Raw genomic sequence first — 13,746 nt, 5'->3', positions numbered from 1 at the left:
ACACCCGGGGGCCGTCGCCGCGGCGCACGCTGCGTTCTGGGAACCCTCACGCCGCCGACGGCGGCCTCACGCTTCCCAGAGCACCTGCGACCCGCGCCGCGCTCGACGCGCTCTCACGATCTGGGAACGCTCCGTCCGCCAGCGGCGGCTTCATGCTTCCGAGAACGATCAGTCGAGGGCGGCGCGGAGGGCCGTCTCGGTGATCGCGCCCTCGCGCAGGACACGAAGGTCGGCGCCGGTGAGGTCGACGACGGTCGAGGCGGTGCCGGCACATTCGCCGCCGTCGAGCACCACGGCCACCGGTCCGGTCAGCGCCGCCGCCGCCTCGGCCGCGGTGGCGGGCGTCGGCTCGCCGGTGCGGTTGGCGCTGGTGGTCGCCAGCGGACCGACGGCCTCGGCCAGCGCGGCGATCACCGGATGGTCGGGCCAGCGCACGCCGATGGTGGCCTGGGGCGCGCCCAGGGGCAGGTCGACGCCCTCCTTGCGGGGCAGCACCATCGTGACGGGCCCGGGCCAGAACGCCTCGGCCAGCCGGCGGGGCACCCCGGAGAGATCCGCCAGCGCCTCGACCTGCTCGAGTCCGGCGACCAGCACGGCGATGGGCATGTCCGCCGGCCGTCCCTTCAGCGCGAACAGCCGGTCGACCGCGCCGGGCACCGTGGGCAGCGCCGCCAGCCCGTAGACGGTGTCGGTCGGCACCACGACGGCCCGACCCTCTACCAGCGCCCGGCCCGCGTCCTCGATCGCGACGGGGGACGGTGCGGGTCGGTCGGCCACCCGCGCCACGATACGAGCGGCCGGACTCCCCTACGCTCCCGGCATGCGATCGCGCCCCGCCCTGCTCCTCGTGGCCTCGTTCGCGTTGGTGCTGCTGGGCTGCAGTGACGACGGGGGGACGGCCGACCCGACCACCACCACCCTCGAGGGCTGTGTGCAGACGGTCCGGGGTTGCATCGACCCGGACACCATCGAGCCCGGCGAGTGCGTGCCGTCGAGCGATGTGTCCGAGGACTGCGTCAACTACCGCCCCCTCCCTGAGGAAGGCGACCCCACCACCTCGACCACACTCTGACGGGCGGCGTCAGCGCCGGCGCTCAGCCGATGCGGGCGACGAGGGCGCGGGGACGACCCGTGAGGTCGGGGGCGACGCGGGCGTCGGTGAAGCCGGCGGCCCGGGCGAGGATGACGGCGTCGTCGGCCTGGGAGGGCGCGAGCTCGACCACCAGGGCACCGGGCCGGCGCAGCCAGACCGGGGCGCCCGCGACGATCTCCTCGATGGCCTCGAGCCCGGTCGGACCGGGGACGAGGGCGCCGGCGGGCTCCCAGTCGGCCACCTCGGCGGGCAGCGGATCCGACGCCGCCACGTAGGGCGGGTTCGAGACCACGAGGTCGAGGGTGCACTGCAGCTCGCGGGGAAGGGCCTCGAACCACGACCCCTGGACCAGGGTCACCCGGGTGCCGGCGTGGCCGATGCCGGCGAGGTTGGCCCGAGCCACCGCGAGCGCGTCGGAGGACACGTCGCCGGCCCACACCCGAGCCGCAGGGCACTCGACCGCCACGGAGAGAGCGATGGCCCCCGAGCCGGTCCCGAGGTCCACCACCCGGGGTGCCTCGGGTCCCAAGGCGTCGAGCTCGGCCAGCGCCACCTCCACCACCTGCTCGGTCTCGGGGCGGGGGATCAGCACCCGGCGGTCGACCATGAGGTCGAGGGTGCGGAACGACCACTCCCCCAGCACGTACTGCAGCGGCTCGCCGGCCAAGCGGCGCTCGACCATGGCGTCGAAGAAGCCCATGGCCCGTTCGGTGGCGGGCTCGGAGAGGCCGAGGGCGTACTCGGCGCCGTCGAACCCCGCGGCCCGCTCGACGATGCGCCGCACGCTCACCTCTGGCGACTCGACACCGGCTGCTTCGAGCCGGGCGACGGCCTCGGCGGCGAACACCCGCCACGGCGTCCCCTCCTCCTCGGCGCCGCCCGTCACCGGCCCCTCACGACCCCTGGAGCTGGGTGGCCCGCTCGTCGGCCACCAACGCGTCGACCACGTCGTCGAGCTCGCCGGCGAGGATCTTGTCGAGCTTGTAGAGGGTCAGGTCGATCCGGTGATCGCTCACCCGGTTCTCCTTGAAGTTGTAGGTGCGGATCTTCTCGGAGCGACCACCGCCGCCGATCTGGTCTCGGCGCTGGTCGGACGCCGCCGCCGCGGCCTCGTCCTGCTTGGCCTTGAGGAGGCGCGAGCGCAGCACCTGGAGGGCCTTGGCCCGATTCTGGATCTGGCTCTTCTCGTCCTGCATCGCCACCACGAGCCCCGTGGGCTTGTGGGTGATACGCACCGCGGAGTCGGTGGTGTTGACCGACTGACCGCCAGGGCCCGACGAGCGGTACACGTCGATCTGGAGGTCGTTGGGGTCGATGTCGACGTCGACCTCCTCGGCCTCGGGGAGTACCGACACCGTGGCCGACGACGTGTGGATACGGCCCTGACTCTCGGTCACGGGTACCCGCTGGACGCGGTGGGGGCCGCCCTCGTGCTTCATCCGGCTCCAGACTCCGTCGCCCTTGAAGAGCAGGGTGATGTCGCTGAAGCCACCCATGTCCGACGGCTGGCTGCCCAGCACCTCGCACTTCCACCCCATGCGGCCGGCGTATGCCTGGTACATCTCGGCGAGGTCGCGGGCGAACAGGTTGGCCTCCTCGCCTCCCTCGGCGCCGCGGATCTCGACGATCACGTTCTTGTCGTCGTTGGGGTCCCGGGGCAGGAGCAGCGTCTTGAGCTCGTCCTCGAGCCTGGCGATGGAGGCCTCCGCATCGTCGACCTCGTCCCGCATGACCTCTCGATCGTCGCCGGAGGCGTCGGAGAGCATCTCGCGGGCGGTCTGGAGGTCCTCGGTGGCCTGTCGGAGGTCCCGAGCGCGCGAGACGACCTCCTCGAGCTCCTTGTAGCGCCGGGCCACTTCGGCGTACCGGGACTGGTCGGCGATCACCGCAGGGTCGGCCAGGCGCGCCTCGACGTCGTCGAACTCCCGCTCCAGGTCGCCCAACCGCTCCAGCATCGTCTCAGGCTACGGGGAGTCGCCCCCCGGGCACCGAACCCCAACCGGCAATGTTGCCCGTTCCGAGAGCGCGCCAACCCGGAAAGGACCTGATGGAACCCGCCCGACCACCACAGCGGACGGCGTTCACCCGCCATCAAGGAGATGAATCCGTGGAGATCACCCCCATCCGCAAGACGGTCGCCGCCCTCGGCGTCTCGGTCGCGCTGCTCGGCGTCGGAGCGGCCGCCCAGGCCGACGACGGCGGCTCGGGCACCAGCACCGAGCGCACCGAGTCGAGCACCGACCACAACGGGAGCGGCAACCGCTCGCACGTGGACGACAACGCCAACGGCAACCGCCTCGGCAACGGGAACCACACCGGCACGGACAACGACACGCGCGCCGGGAACGGCAACGACCTGGGCACCGACAACCAGCTGGGCAACGCCAACCAGCTGGCGGACGACGTCGCCAACCAGCACGGCGACAACCAGGTCGGTGACATCGGTGGAGACATCGTGAGCGGCAACACCACCTCCGTCGACCCGTCGGTCACCGGTGGCGACGTGACCGACAACGACGTCACCAACGCGATCACCGACAACGACGTCACCGACGTCATCACCGACAACGTCGACGACGTGACCGGAACGGTGGACGACGTGACGGGGACGGTCGACGATCTCCTCGACAACACCTCCAACGACCGCACCGGCGGTTCCGACGACGCCGGTCAGGGCGGCGGGCTCCTCAGCGGCCTCGGCGGCTGAGGCACCCGTCCGATCAGCTCCGGGGCCCCCGTCACCGCTCGGTGACGGGGGCCCCGCCGCGTTCGATCAACGCGCCCGGGCATCCAGAACGGCAACCTGCCTCGTACTCTCGGTGACCGCGGGCATCTCGTACGACCACTCCGGAGCCGCACCGATGATCCAGGAACCCGCCACCGATCCGTCGGCGGACCACCCCTTGAGCGACCGGCGTCAAGAGGTGCTCGAACTGCTCGCAGAGGGTGAGACGCCGAAGCACATCGCGCGGAGGTTGGGGATCACCATGAGCACCTGCCGGGGGCACATCCAGGACATCCTCGATGCGTTCGACGCCCAGAACGCGCTCCAAGCGGTCCTCCTGGCCCAGCGCAACGGGATGCTGCGCTGTCGGTGCGGCGACGACTCGGAAGGCACTCACCTCGGTCGAGCGGTGCGATCCATCGTGCCGCCGTAGCGGGTATCGGCGCCTGCCCGAACGCTCAGCGTGACCCCCGCCGGAACCGCCGGGGCCCGATCAGGGGCCGCCGGTTGCCCCAGGGGTGTCATCGAGCGTCCGGCGCCACTCCCCGCTGACGGCGACCACGTCGGCGGGCTCGACCAGGGCGGCGGCGAGGGCACGGGTGACGGGATGGGCGTCGCGCTCGGGGACGACCAGCACCAGACGGGCCTCGGGGGCGTGCCACTGGCGGGCGTCGGCCGCGGTGGGCACGAGGTCGAGGTCGACGCCCGATGAGCACACCACCACGACCGGTGCACCGGCCTCGTCCATGCCGAGCGCAGCGGCGGGCGCGGCGTCCTTGACGTTGTCACGGGGCCGGGGTGGGTCGATCGGGGCGAGCGACACGGCGCCGGCCACCTCAGGGCGCTCGATGACCAGCGCGCGCAGCCATCGCTCGGCGGCGAGGCGGTTGAGCGGGTGGGGCGAGGCGTCGGGTCGGCGCTGGGCGAGGACGGCATCGACCACCGCCGCCAGCGCGTCTGCGGTGGGTAGGCCCCCGTGGATCATGGCGAAGGCCTCGCGGTCGTGGCGCCCGACGCCCACCTCGAGGCGGGCCTCGCCGTCGTCGCCCTCCACGACCCGGGCGATCTCGAGCCCCAGCACCTCACCGGCCACCACGCCGTGCTCGACCACGACGGTGACGCCCGAGCCCTCGAGGAGGGCGACGAGGTCGTCGACGCCTCCGGGGGCCGGGGCACGCTCGGGATAGGGCGCCGGCACCGCGGGGTGCACGGCACGGCCCTCCACCCGCCACACGGTCGGCGGCATGGCGAAGGCCCCGGCTCGACGCGCGACCACGCCGGCGGCCGTCTCGTCGTCCACGAGCAGGTGGAGGTCACCCACGCCCTGGCTCCGGGCCCACGCGAGGCCCCCGCCCAACACCCGGTGGGGTTGGTCGTCGGCGAGCACCCATCCCGTGTCGCCGGCGACGAGCGCGGCGCCGCCGCCGAAGACGGCGGGAGTGCGCTCGGCCTCCCCCCAGGTGTCGCGCACGAGCGCGCCGAGCTTGGCGCCCAGCAGTGCGGCGCGACGTTCGGGGTCGAGGCTCATCGTTCAGCGGACGTCCGGCGGCGGGCACGGGGCCCGCGACCGGCCGCCAGGCTCAGGCCTGCTTGTTCTTGCGCTGCCCGTACCGACGCTCGAAGCGGTCGATGCGGCCACCCGAGTCCACCAGCTTCTGCTTGCCGGTGTAGAAGGGGTGGCACTCGCTGCAGAGCTCGACGCGGAGGTCGGCACTGGTGGAGCGGGTCTCGAACGTGTTGCCACAGGAACATGTCACGGTGGCGACCACGTAGTCGGGGTGGATGTCAGCTTTCATCGGAGCCTTCTTCGCTCAGCGGGTTGGTCATGTTACCCGGCCGGGGCCTCGGACCCTCAGCCGGCCGACGCGGCCTTGGCGATCTCGTCGAGGAACGCGTCGTTGCTCTTGAACGTCTTCATCCGGTCGATGAGCAGCTCGAGGCCGGCACCGTTCCCCCCGTCGAGGGCCGTGAGCACCCGGCGGAGCTTCCACACCTGCTGGAGCTCCTTCGGCTTGAACAGCAGCTCCTCGTGGCGGGTGGACGAGGCGTCGACGTCGATCGCGGGATAGATGCGGCGCTCGGCCATACGCCGGTCGAGGCGCAGCTCCATGTTCCCGGTGCCCTTGAACTCCTCGAAGATCACCTCGTCCATGCGCGAGCCGGTGTCGACCAATGCCGTGGCGAGGATGGTCAGCGAACCGCCCTCCTCGAGGTTGCGGGCCGCCCCGAAGAACTTCTTCGGGGGGTACAGGGCCCCGGTGTCGATACCGCCGGACATCACGCGTCCGCTGGTGGGCGCCGCCAGGTTGTAGGCCCGGGCGAGGCGGGTGATTCCGTCGAGGATGATGACGACGTCCTTGCCCGTCTCGACGAGGCGCTTGGCCCGCTCGATGGTGAGCTCGGCCACCTGGGTGTGCTCCTCGGTGGGCCGGTCGAACGTCGAGGCGGCGACCTCGCCGTTCTTGACCCAGCGGCGCATGTCGGTGACCTCTTCGGGCCGCTCGTCGACGAGCAGGACGATGAGGTGCACCTCGGGGTTGTTGGTCTCGATGGACCGGGCGATCTGCTTCATCACGGTGGTCTTGCCCGCCTTGGGCGGCGAGACGATGAGGCCGCGGGTGCCCTTCCCGATGGGCGAGATGAGGTCGATGATGCGCGCCGTCATGTTGTACGGGTCGTTCGGTGCCTCGAGCCGGAGCTTGTCGTCCGGGAACAGGGCGGTGAGATCGTCGAAGCGGGGCCGGGCCCGGGCCTCGTCGGGGGTCTGGCCGTTGACCTCGTCGATGTGGAGGAGCGCCGGGTTCTTCTCGTTGCGGTTCGCCGGGCGACTGGCGCCCTTGACCACGTCGCCCTTGCGGAGCGAGAACTGGCGGACCTGCTTCACCGAGACGTAGACGTCGTCCTTGCTCGCGAGGAAGCCGTTGAGGCGCAGGAACCCATAGCCCTCCTCGCGGAGGTCGAGCAGGCCCTCGACCGGGATGGGTTCGCCCTGCCAGGGCTCGTCGCCCCCCGGGCGGTCGTTGCGACCACGACGGCGACGGCGGCGGTTGCCTGCGTCCACCTCGTCGCCGCCCTGCTGGCCGCGCCCGCGGTCCTGGTCGCGCTCGTTGCCGTCGCCTGCGGCGTCGTGGGCGTCACGCTCGCCGTGGTCCCGGCCCTGGTCGGCTGCACCCTTGCCCGAGCCCTCGCCCTTGCCGGCGCCGCCGTCCTGGCCCTGCGCCTTGCCCTTCTCCTTGTCCTTGGCCTTCGCCTTCGGCCGGTCGGCGCCGTTGTCGCTCGGCGCCGCACCGGCGCCAGAGTGCTCGTCGTCCGAGGCGTCGCCGCCCTCGGACCCGTCACCGTCGTCGTCGGACTCGGCGCGCGCGGACGGCGCCTCGGCGGCCTCCACCGGGGTCGACTCGGCCGCAGATCCGTCGCTCGCCGCGGTGGACGCGTCGTCGCTCCCCGGCTCGGTCACGCCGGCCAGGTCGAGGATCAGGTCGACCACCTTGGCCTTGCTGGCCCGGGACCCGGGCTTGCCGCCCATCGCCTCGGCGATGGTGACGAGCTCGTCGCGGTCCTTGCGCTCGAGCGCCGTTCGCTCGAGGTCCGTGGACTCCACGCTCATGGGGTTCCTACTTTCTTGTGCGAGCCATCGCGGGTGGGGGGCGAGCCGCACCGGTCCGGCAGAGGGGAGGTCCGCCGAGCGGGAGGTCCGCCACCGCAGCCGCCGCAGCGGTTCGACCCGTGCCTCGGGAGATCGTCTGGCACCGGGTGGTGGAGCGGGCCCGTCATCGACGGCCCTCCCAGGCTACCAGTTGCCGCCTGCGGGGCAATTGGCGCCGAAATGGCTCGGCGCGGGTGGGCGCCGGCCGCGAGACTGCGGGCGTGGGGAACCCGATCGACGCGCCCGTGCTCGAGGCCCATGGCCTCGTCAAGGCCTACAAGCGCGTCCGTGCCGTGGACGGCGTGAGCATCAGCGTGGGTGCGGGTGAACGAGTGGGCCTGCTCGGGCCGAACGGCGCCGGCAAGACCACCACCTTGTTGATGCTGCTCGGGGCCATCACCCCCGACAAGGGCACGGTCACCATCGCCGGCCACCGCCTCCCCCGCCACCGCAGCCGGGCCATGCAGCATGTCGGCTTCGCCGCGGGCTACCTGCCCCTCCCCGACCGCCTGCGGGTCAACGAGGTGCTCGGCATCTTCGGGCGCCTGTACGGCATCGACGACCCCACGGAGGCCGCGTTGGCGGCGCTCGACCGTTTCGGGGTCACGCACCTCTCCGGGGCCATGTGCATGGAATTGTCGTCGGGCCAGCGCACCATCGTGGGCATCGCCAAGGCGATCATGCACCACCCCCAGTTGCTCGTCCTCGACGAGCCCACGGCATCACTCGACCCCGACGTGGCCCTGCGGGTGCGCACCGGCCTCCAGTCGCTCAGCGACGACGAGGACATCGCGCTGCTCGTGACGAGTCACAACATGGTCGAGGTGGAAGAGCTCTGCGAGCGGGTGGTCTTCGTCCAAGGCGGGCGCGTGGTGGCCGACGGCACCCCCGAAGAGGTGGCGGGCGACGGCTCCCTCGAGGACTTCTTCCTCGCCCTGGCCCGCAACGACGAGCTCGACAGCATCGGCACCCACCGGGGCGCCGGCAGCCACGTGGGCGCCCTCGAGGAAGAGGAGTCGGCCCGCCCATGACCGCCACCGCCGAGCCCACACCGCCCCCGGAGCACATCCCTGCGCCGCTCGCGTTCACCGTGCACCCGCGTCGCTGGACCCGCATCCGGGCCATCGCCATCCGCCACGCCTACGTGCTGAAGCGCAGCCCCCACCGCTCGTTCGACGTGTTCGTGTGGCCCGTCGTCGACGTGCTCCTCTGGGGCTCGCTCGGCGTGTTCGTGGCGCAACAGGGTGAGGCCGGACAGTCGGGCGTCGAGTACCTGCTCGCCGGGATCCTGCTGTTCCACGTGCTCTACCAGAGCCAGATCGCGCTCTCGACCGGCTTCCTGGAAGAGGTCTGGTCCCGCAACCTCCTCAACTTCATGACCACGCCGGTGTCCGAGTGGGAGTACGCCGTCGGCGTCGGCCTCTTCGGCCTCGCGAAAGTGGTCACCGGCCTCGGGGTCGTGGTCTTGGCCGCCTTCGGCTTCTACGCCTTTTCGATCTTCGACGTCGGTTGGGCGCTGCTGCCCATCGGCTCCGTGCTGCTCATCGCCGGGTGGTCCATCTCGCTGTTCGTGATCGGCCTCGTCCTGCGCTTCGGCCAGAGCGCCGAGGTGCTCGCCTGGGGGATCCTCTTCGTGGTGATGCCCCTGTCAGGCATCTTCTACCCAGTCGACGCCCTGCCGACCGTGCTGCAGCCGATCTCCGTGCTCCTGCCCACGACCCACGCGTTCGCCGCCGTGCGCATGGTGCTCGACGGCGACCCCATGCCCTGGGACCAGATCGCGCTGGCGGCGGGCGGCTGCATCCTCGTCGCCTTCGCCGGCCTCTGGTTCGTCGCCCACATGCTGAAGACCTTCCGCCAGCGCGGCTACATCACCCGCTTCAGCTGACGCTGCGGCAGCGTCCATACCGCCCTCACATACCCGGGGTACGTGACGCATGTCACCGCCCGGAGGTGACGTTCGACCCTGAATGCGCACCTGCCGGAGCGCGAGCTTTGAGGCAGAGACGACAAGAGGGCGGTGATCGCGATGCGCAAGCTCGTCGGTCTGTTCCTGATCGCAACGCTCCTGGGAGCGCTCCTCGCGGTGGTGCCGATCCGATCGGCTCCCGCCGGGGCCGCCGAGTTGGCCCCGGTCTTCTCGCTGGCCTGGGGCTCGGGGCCCGGGGCCGGTGACGACCAGCTCAACGAGCCCAACGCCGTGGCCATCGACGCCGCTGGCCGCCTCTACGTGGCCGACGCGGTGAACGACCGCGTCCAGGTGTTCGACGCGGCCGGTGGTCATGTGGCCATCTGGGGCGGTCCGGGGAGCGGCGACGGTGAGTTCGCGACCCCGAGCGGCATCGCCGTCGACCACGACGGCAACGTCTACGTCGCCGACACCGAGAACCACCGCATCCAGATGCTGGACCCGGCCGGCCAGCATCTCCTCTCCTGGGGCGGCTACGGCGCCGGCGCCCAGCAACTCCACGGGCCCAACGGCCTCGCCGTCGATGCTGCCGGCAACGTCTACGTGGCCGACACCTTCAACAACCGTGTCCAGGTCCGGCACCCCGATGGCACTTTCGCCACCCCCTGGGTGGTCCCGAGCGAGCACACCCCGTTCAACCTGCCGGTCGCCGTGGCCGTGGACAACACCGGCCACGCGTACGTCGTCGACCGGGACAACCACCGCATCGTCGAGTTCACCACCGACGGCACCTACGTCCGCCAATGGGGCACAGGCCCCGGCACGGCCAACGGCCAGTTCTCGACGCCGCGCGGCGTCGCGGTCGACACCGCAGGAAACGTCTACGTCGCCGACCGCAACAACCACCGCATCCAGAAGTTCACCGCCAACGGCCAGCACCTCGTGACGTGGGGCGGCTACGGCACCGCGGTCGGGCGCCCGTCGTACCCGCGTGGTGTGGCCACCGACGGCGCCGGCAACGTGTACGTCGCCGACACGGGCAACCACCGCATCCAGAAGTTCGTGCCCGCAGCGCCTGGGGTGTCCATCGCCGTCACCGCCGACGAGACGACCGTCGTGGCCGGCAACCCCATCCACTACCACGTCACCGTCACGAACACGGGCAACGTCACGCTCCACGGCGTCACCGTCACCGACACCAACGCGCCGGCGTGCGCCGGCTCACTCGCCGACCTGGCGGTCGGCACCCACCACACCGTCGACTGCAGCTACACGCCGACGCCCACCCAGATCGGCGTCCGCGCCAACTCGGCCACTGTCGACACCGACGAGACCGATGCGGTGACATCCACGACCGTGTCCGTCACGGTCACCGCCGCGGCACCGTCCGAGAACCCGCCCTTCCACCTGCGCAGTTGGGGCACGACCGGAGCCGGGGCGGGACAGTTCAGCCTCCCGTGGGGTACCGCCGCCGATTCGGCCGGCAACGTGTACGTGGTCGACACCGGCAACCGCCGCGTCCAGAAGTTCAGCGCCACGGGCACCTTCGTCCTGCAGTGGGGGGAACTCGGCACCGGCGAGGGGAAGTTCACCAACCCCTACGGGGTCGCCGTCGACCCGTCGGGCCACGTGTACGTGCTCGACCGTCTCGCGAACCGCGTTCAGGAGTTCGACTCGACCGGTGGCTACCTGTCCGAGTGGGGCTCCGAGGGGTCCGGGGAGGGTGAGTTCCTGAACCCGATCGGCATCGCCGCCGACGACTTCGGCAACGTCTACGTCGCCGACACCGGCAACCACCGCATCCAGAAGTTCGACACCGACGGCCGCTACCTCGACCAATGGGGCTCCGAGGGGAGCGCCGAGGGACGGTTCAGCTACCCCCATGGGGTCGCCGTCGACGACTCAGGGGAGGTCTACGTCGCCGATTCGTACAACTATCGGGTCCAGCGCTTCCACCCCGATGGCACCTTCGTGACCGCCTGGGGCAACCAGGGATCCGCACGGGGCCAGTTCCTGAACGTGGTCGGCGTGACCGTCGACGCCACCGGACGGGTCCTCGTCGTCGACGCCGACGCCAACCGGATCCAGGTGTTCACCGCAAGTGGCACCTACGTGACGGGCTGGGGCTCAGCGGGCGCTGGCGCAAGCCAGTTCAACGTGCCGGTGGGCATCACGACGAACGCCCATGGCCACGTCTACGTGTCCGAGCGCAACGGCGCCCGCGTGCAGGTGTTCGGGCCGACACCGACCGCCAGCCGGCCGGCACCCGTCCTCGTGCGGACGTGGGGCGGCCTCGGCACCGGCGCAGGACAGTTCAACGAGCCCTGGGACGTGGCCGTCGACGCCGACGGCAACGTCTACGTCGTCGACACGATCTACCGCCGGGTGCAGAAGTTCGCGCCCGACGGCCGGTTCCTGACCCAATGGGGCAACACCGGCGCCAACCAGTTGGTCAGCCCCATCGGCATCGCCGTGAGCGAGTCCGGCATCGTCTACGTGGCCGATATGGGGACCGGGAAGATCCGGGGGTTCGACAGAGGGGGATCACCGGTCAGCGATTGGTACGCCACCCAAGGCACCCCCTACTCGATCGTCACCGACGGGACCGACGCGGTCCTCGTGACGAGTGCGGGGTCGAACCGGGTCTCGGAGTACACGGCCAGCGGCACTCACGTCCGTACGTGGGGAACGGCGGGCTCCGGGGTCGGGCAACTGAACTTCCCCTACGGCATCGCACTGGGGTCGACCGGCCACGTGTATGTCACCGACTACAACAACAACCGCGTGCAGGAATTCAGCCGCACGGGCGGGTTCGTGCGGTCCTGGGGCAGCTTCGGCTCCGCGGCCGGCCAGTTCCACGGACCGTCGGGCATCGACGTCGACTCGGCTGGCAACCTCTACGTGGCCGACCTCGTCAATCACCGGATCCAGCAGTTCAGCGGCGACGGCCGGTACCTCAGCTCCTGGGGGACCCTCGGCACTGCGGGCGGGTCGATGAACTCGCCTCGCGGCCTTGCCGTCGACGACCGCGGCACGCTGTCCGTGGTCGACGCCGGCAACAACCGGATCCAGCAGTTCGCTCCGTCGGTGATCCGGGGCACGGTCACCGAGTCCGCCACCGGCGGGCCCCCTCGCCGGCGCGTGGGTCGCGGCGCTGCGGGCGTCGGACTACCAGCTGATCGGCGGCGCCACCACCGGGGCCGACGGCAGCTACGTGCTGCCCATCGAGCCCGGCGACTACCGGCTCGAGTTCATCGAGCCCAACTTCTCCCATGACATGGAGTGGTACGACGACCACGCCTTCGACCAGCTCGGCTCGTCCGACCCCGTCACGGCCACGCTCGGCACCGCCACCACCGGTGTCGATGCCGCCCTGTTCCTGCCCACCGGCGCCATCACGGGCAAGGTCACCGATCCGGGCACCGGCAACCCGGTCGTCGGCGCCGGCGTGGCGGTCATGTCCACCACGGACCATCACCCCTACGCGGCCGAGCTCTCCCAGGCCGACGGCACCTACCGCATCACCGGCCTGCCCCCCGGGGACTACTGGGTGATCGCCGCCACCGCCGACGGCACCCGCCAACCCACGTTCGTCGGCGGCACCCACACCCCCCAGGGCGCGACCGCGCTGACGGTCACCGCCGACCACACCACGACCGGCGCCGACCTCGCCCCACCCCTCATCACCGACGGCGTCCCCACCGAGACCCTCCAGGGCACGCTGACCGACCACGTCGACGCCGAGCCCGAGCCCGGCGTCCTCGTGGGCGCCCTCCGCGCCGCCGACTTCTCGTTCGTGGTCGCCACCTTCACCGACGCCGACGGCCATTACACCCTCACCGTCCCCGCCGGCGGCTACTACCTCGAGTTCTTCGACCTCGACCACGCCCACGAGTTCGAGTGGTACCGGGACCAGCCGCACCCCACCTCCCCGAGCGACCTGACCGTGGTCACCGCGCCCGGCACCGCCGACGACGACCTCATCCCCCTGCACGGGACGGCCGCCGGCACGGTCACCGACACCGACACCGACGGCCCCCTCGACGGCATCTGGGTCGCGGTGATGTCCGCCACCGACGGCCACGGCGTCGCCGGCACCACCACCGACGCCGACGGCCGGTACACCATCGACGGCCTCGACCTCGGGGACTACTACGTCGTGTTCATCGACCCCACCGGCCACCACGCCTACGAGTTCCACGACGACACGCCCAACATGGGCGACGCCACCCCCATCACCATCACCGGTAGCCACACCACCGGCACCGACGCCGGCCTGACGCCGGCGAACTGACCCCCACGCTCCTCGCTGCCGACACGAGGAGCCGGGTGGCGGAGCGCGGATGCGGAGAGCGCGGGTGCGGTGAGACCCC

Annotated in this window: 13 protein-coding genes; 7 read left to right on the top strand and 6 right to left on the bottom strand. The window is 71.4% G+C overall.

Annotation, left to right across the window (positions count from 1 at the left end; translation table 11 throughout):
• Positions 1–168: 168 nt before the first annotated feature.
• A complete protein-coding gene (locus tag JNK12_22485; GenBank protein ID MBL8778714.1) occupies positions 169–777 on the bottom strand; it encodes a threonylcarbamoyl-AMP synthase in 609 nt (202 codons plus the stop codon).
• Between the two features lie 43 nt (positions 778–820).
• On the opposite strand from JNK12_22485, the gene JNK12_22480 reads away from it, so the two are divergent.
• The gene (locus tag JNK12_22480; protein ID MBL8778713.1) at positions 821–1,072 is read left to right on the top strand and encodes a hypothetical protein; all 252 of its coding nucleotides are present in this window, start codon (positions 821–823) and stop codon (positions 1,070–1,072) included.
• Between the two features lie 22 nt (positions 1,073–1,094).
• Here JNK12_22480 and prmC read toward each other — a convergent pair whose 3' ends face one another.
• Positions 1,095–1,979: a peptide chain release factor N(5)-glutamine methyltransferase gene (gene prmC, locus JNK12_22475; GenBank protein ID MBL8778712.1), complete on the bottom strand. Its 885-nt coding sequence runs from the start codon at positions 1,977–1,979 to the stop codon at positions 1,095–1,097.
• A 7-nt stretch (positions 1,980–1,986) separates the two neighbouring features.
• On the bottom strand, positions 1,987–3,048 hold the full coding sequence (gene prfA, locus JNK12_22470) for a peptide chain release factor 1 (protein MBL8778711.1): 1,062 nt from the start codon (positions 3,046–3,048) through the stop codon (positions 1,987–1,989).
• Between the two features lie 152 nt (positions 3,049–3,200).
• On the opposite strand from prfA, the gene JNK12_22465 reads away from it, so the two are divergent.
• Positions 3,201–3,800: a hypothetical protein gene (locus JNK12_22465; protein ID MBL8778710.1), complete on the top strand. Its 600-nt coding sequence runs from the start codon at positions 3,201–3,203 to the stop codon at positions 3,798–3,800.
• 154 nt (positions 3,801–3,954) lie between these two features.
• Positions 3,955–4,251, top strand: a complete 297-nt coding sequence (locus tag JNK12_22460) for a response regulator transcription factor (GenBank protein MBL8778709.1) — start codon at positions 3,955–3,957, stop codon at positions 4,249–4,251.
• Between the two features lie 60 nt (positions 4,252–4,311).
• Here JNK12_22460 and JNK12_22455 read toward each other — a convergent pair whose 3' ends face one another.
• The 3 genes from JNK12_22455 to rho are packed head-to-tail and all read right to left on the bottom strand — an operon-like array spanning position 4,312 to position 7,425.
• Positions 4,312–5,346, bottom strand: a complete 1,035-nt coding sequence (locus JNK12_22455; protein ID MBL8778708.1) for a hypothetical protein — start codon at positions 5,344–5,346, stop codon at positions 4,312–4,314.
• 52 nt (positions 5,347–5,398) lie between these two features.
• Entirely contained in the window at positions 5,399–5,614 is a 216-nt protein-coding gene (rpmE, locus tag JNK12_22450) for a 50S ribosomal protein L31 (GenBank protein ID MBL8778707.1), read from the bottom strand.
• A 56-nt stretch (positions 5,615–5,670) separates the two neighbouring features.
• A complete protein-coding gene (gene rho / locus JNK12_22445; GenBank protein ID MBL8778706.1) occupies positions 5,671–7,425 on the bottom strand; it encodes a transcription termination factor Rho in 1,755 nt (584 codons plus the stop codon).
• Positions 7,426–7,685: 260 nt separating this feature from the next.
• Here rho and JNK12_22440 point away from each other — a divergent pair, with 260 nt between their 5' ends.
• The 4 genes from JNK12_22440 (at position 7,686) to JNK12_22425 (ending at position 13,667) form a co-directional block, all read left to right on the top strand.
• Positions 7,686–8,495, top strand: a complete 810-nt coding sequence (locus JNK12_22440) for an ABC transporter ATP-binding protein (protein MBL8778705.1) — start codon at positions 7,686–7,688, stop codon at positions 8,493–8,495.
• The gene (locus JNK12_22435) at positions 8,492–9,352 is read left to right on the top strand and encodes an ABC transporter permease (GenBank protein ID MBL8778704.1); all 861 of its coding nucleotides are present in this window, start codon (positions 8,492–8,494) and stop codon (positions 9,350–9,352) included. Before JNK12_22440 ends, JNK12_22435 begins: the two co-directional genes overlap by 4 nt.
• 141 nt (positions 9,353–9,493) lie before the next feature.
• Positions 9,494–12,649, top strand: coding sequence for an SMP-30/gluconolactonase/LRE family protein (locus JNK12_22430; GenBank protein MBL8778703.1), 3,156 nt, complete (start codon positions 9,494–9,496; stop codon positions 12,647–12,649).
• Positions 12,588–13,667 carry a carboxypeptidase regulatory-like domain-containing protein gene (locus JNK12_22425; protein MBL8778702.1) on the top strand — a complete coding sequence of 360 codons (1,080 nt, stop codon included), beginning with the start codon at positions 12,588–12,590 and terminating at the stop codon, positions 13,665–13,667. Before JNK12_22430 ends, JNK12_22425 begins: the two co-directional genes overlap by 62 nt.
• The last annotated feature ends 79 nt before the right edge of the window (positions 13,668–13,746 follow it).

It is taken from the genome of Acidimicrobiales bacterium, from assembly GCA_016794585.1.
Lineage (GTDB): Bacteria > Actinomycetota > Acidimicrobiia > Acidimicrobiales > DATDAH01 > JAEUJM01.
Note: the sequence above shows the minus strand (reverse complement) of the source record. Positions and strands in the feature narration are given on the sequence as shown.

Bases quoted from the DNA above. Each gene is read 5' to 3' on its own strand.
- JNK12_22480 (MBL8778713.1), top strand. From the start codon at position 821: ATGCGATCGCGCCCCGCCCTGCTCCTCGTGGCCTCGTTCGCGTTGGTG.
- JNK12_22430 (MBL8778703.1), top strand. From the start codon at position 9,494: ATGCGCAAGCTCGTCGGTCTGTTCCTGATCGCAACGCTCCTGGGAGCG.
- JNK12_22435 (MBL8778704.1), top strand. From the start codon at position 8,492: ATGACCGCCACCGCCGAGCCCACACCGCCCCCGGAGCACATCCCTGCG.
- prfA (MBL8778711.1), bottom strand. From the start codon at position 3,048: ATGCTGGAGCGGTTGGGCGACCTGGAGCGGGAGTTCGACGACGTCGAG.
- JNK12_22460 (MBL8778709.1), top strand. From the start codon at position 3,955: ATGATCCAGGAACCCGCCACCGATCCGTCGGCGGACCACCCCTTGAGC.
- rpmE (MBL8778707.1), bottom strand. From the start codon at position 5,614: ATGAAAGCTGACATCCACCCCGACTACGTGGTCGCCACCGTGACATGT.
- rho (MBL8778706.1), bottom strand. From the start codon at position 7,425: ATGAGCGTGGAGTCCACGGACCTCGAGCGAACGGCGCTCGAGCGCAAG.
- JNK12_22455 (MBL8778708.1), bottom strand. From the start codon at position 5,346: ATGAGCCTCGACCCCGAACGTCGCGCCGCACTGCTGGGCGCCAAGCTC.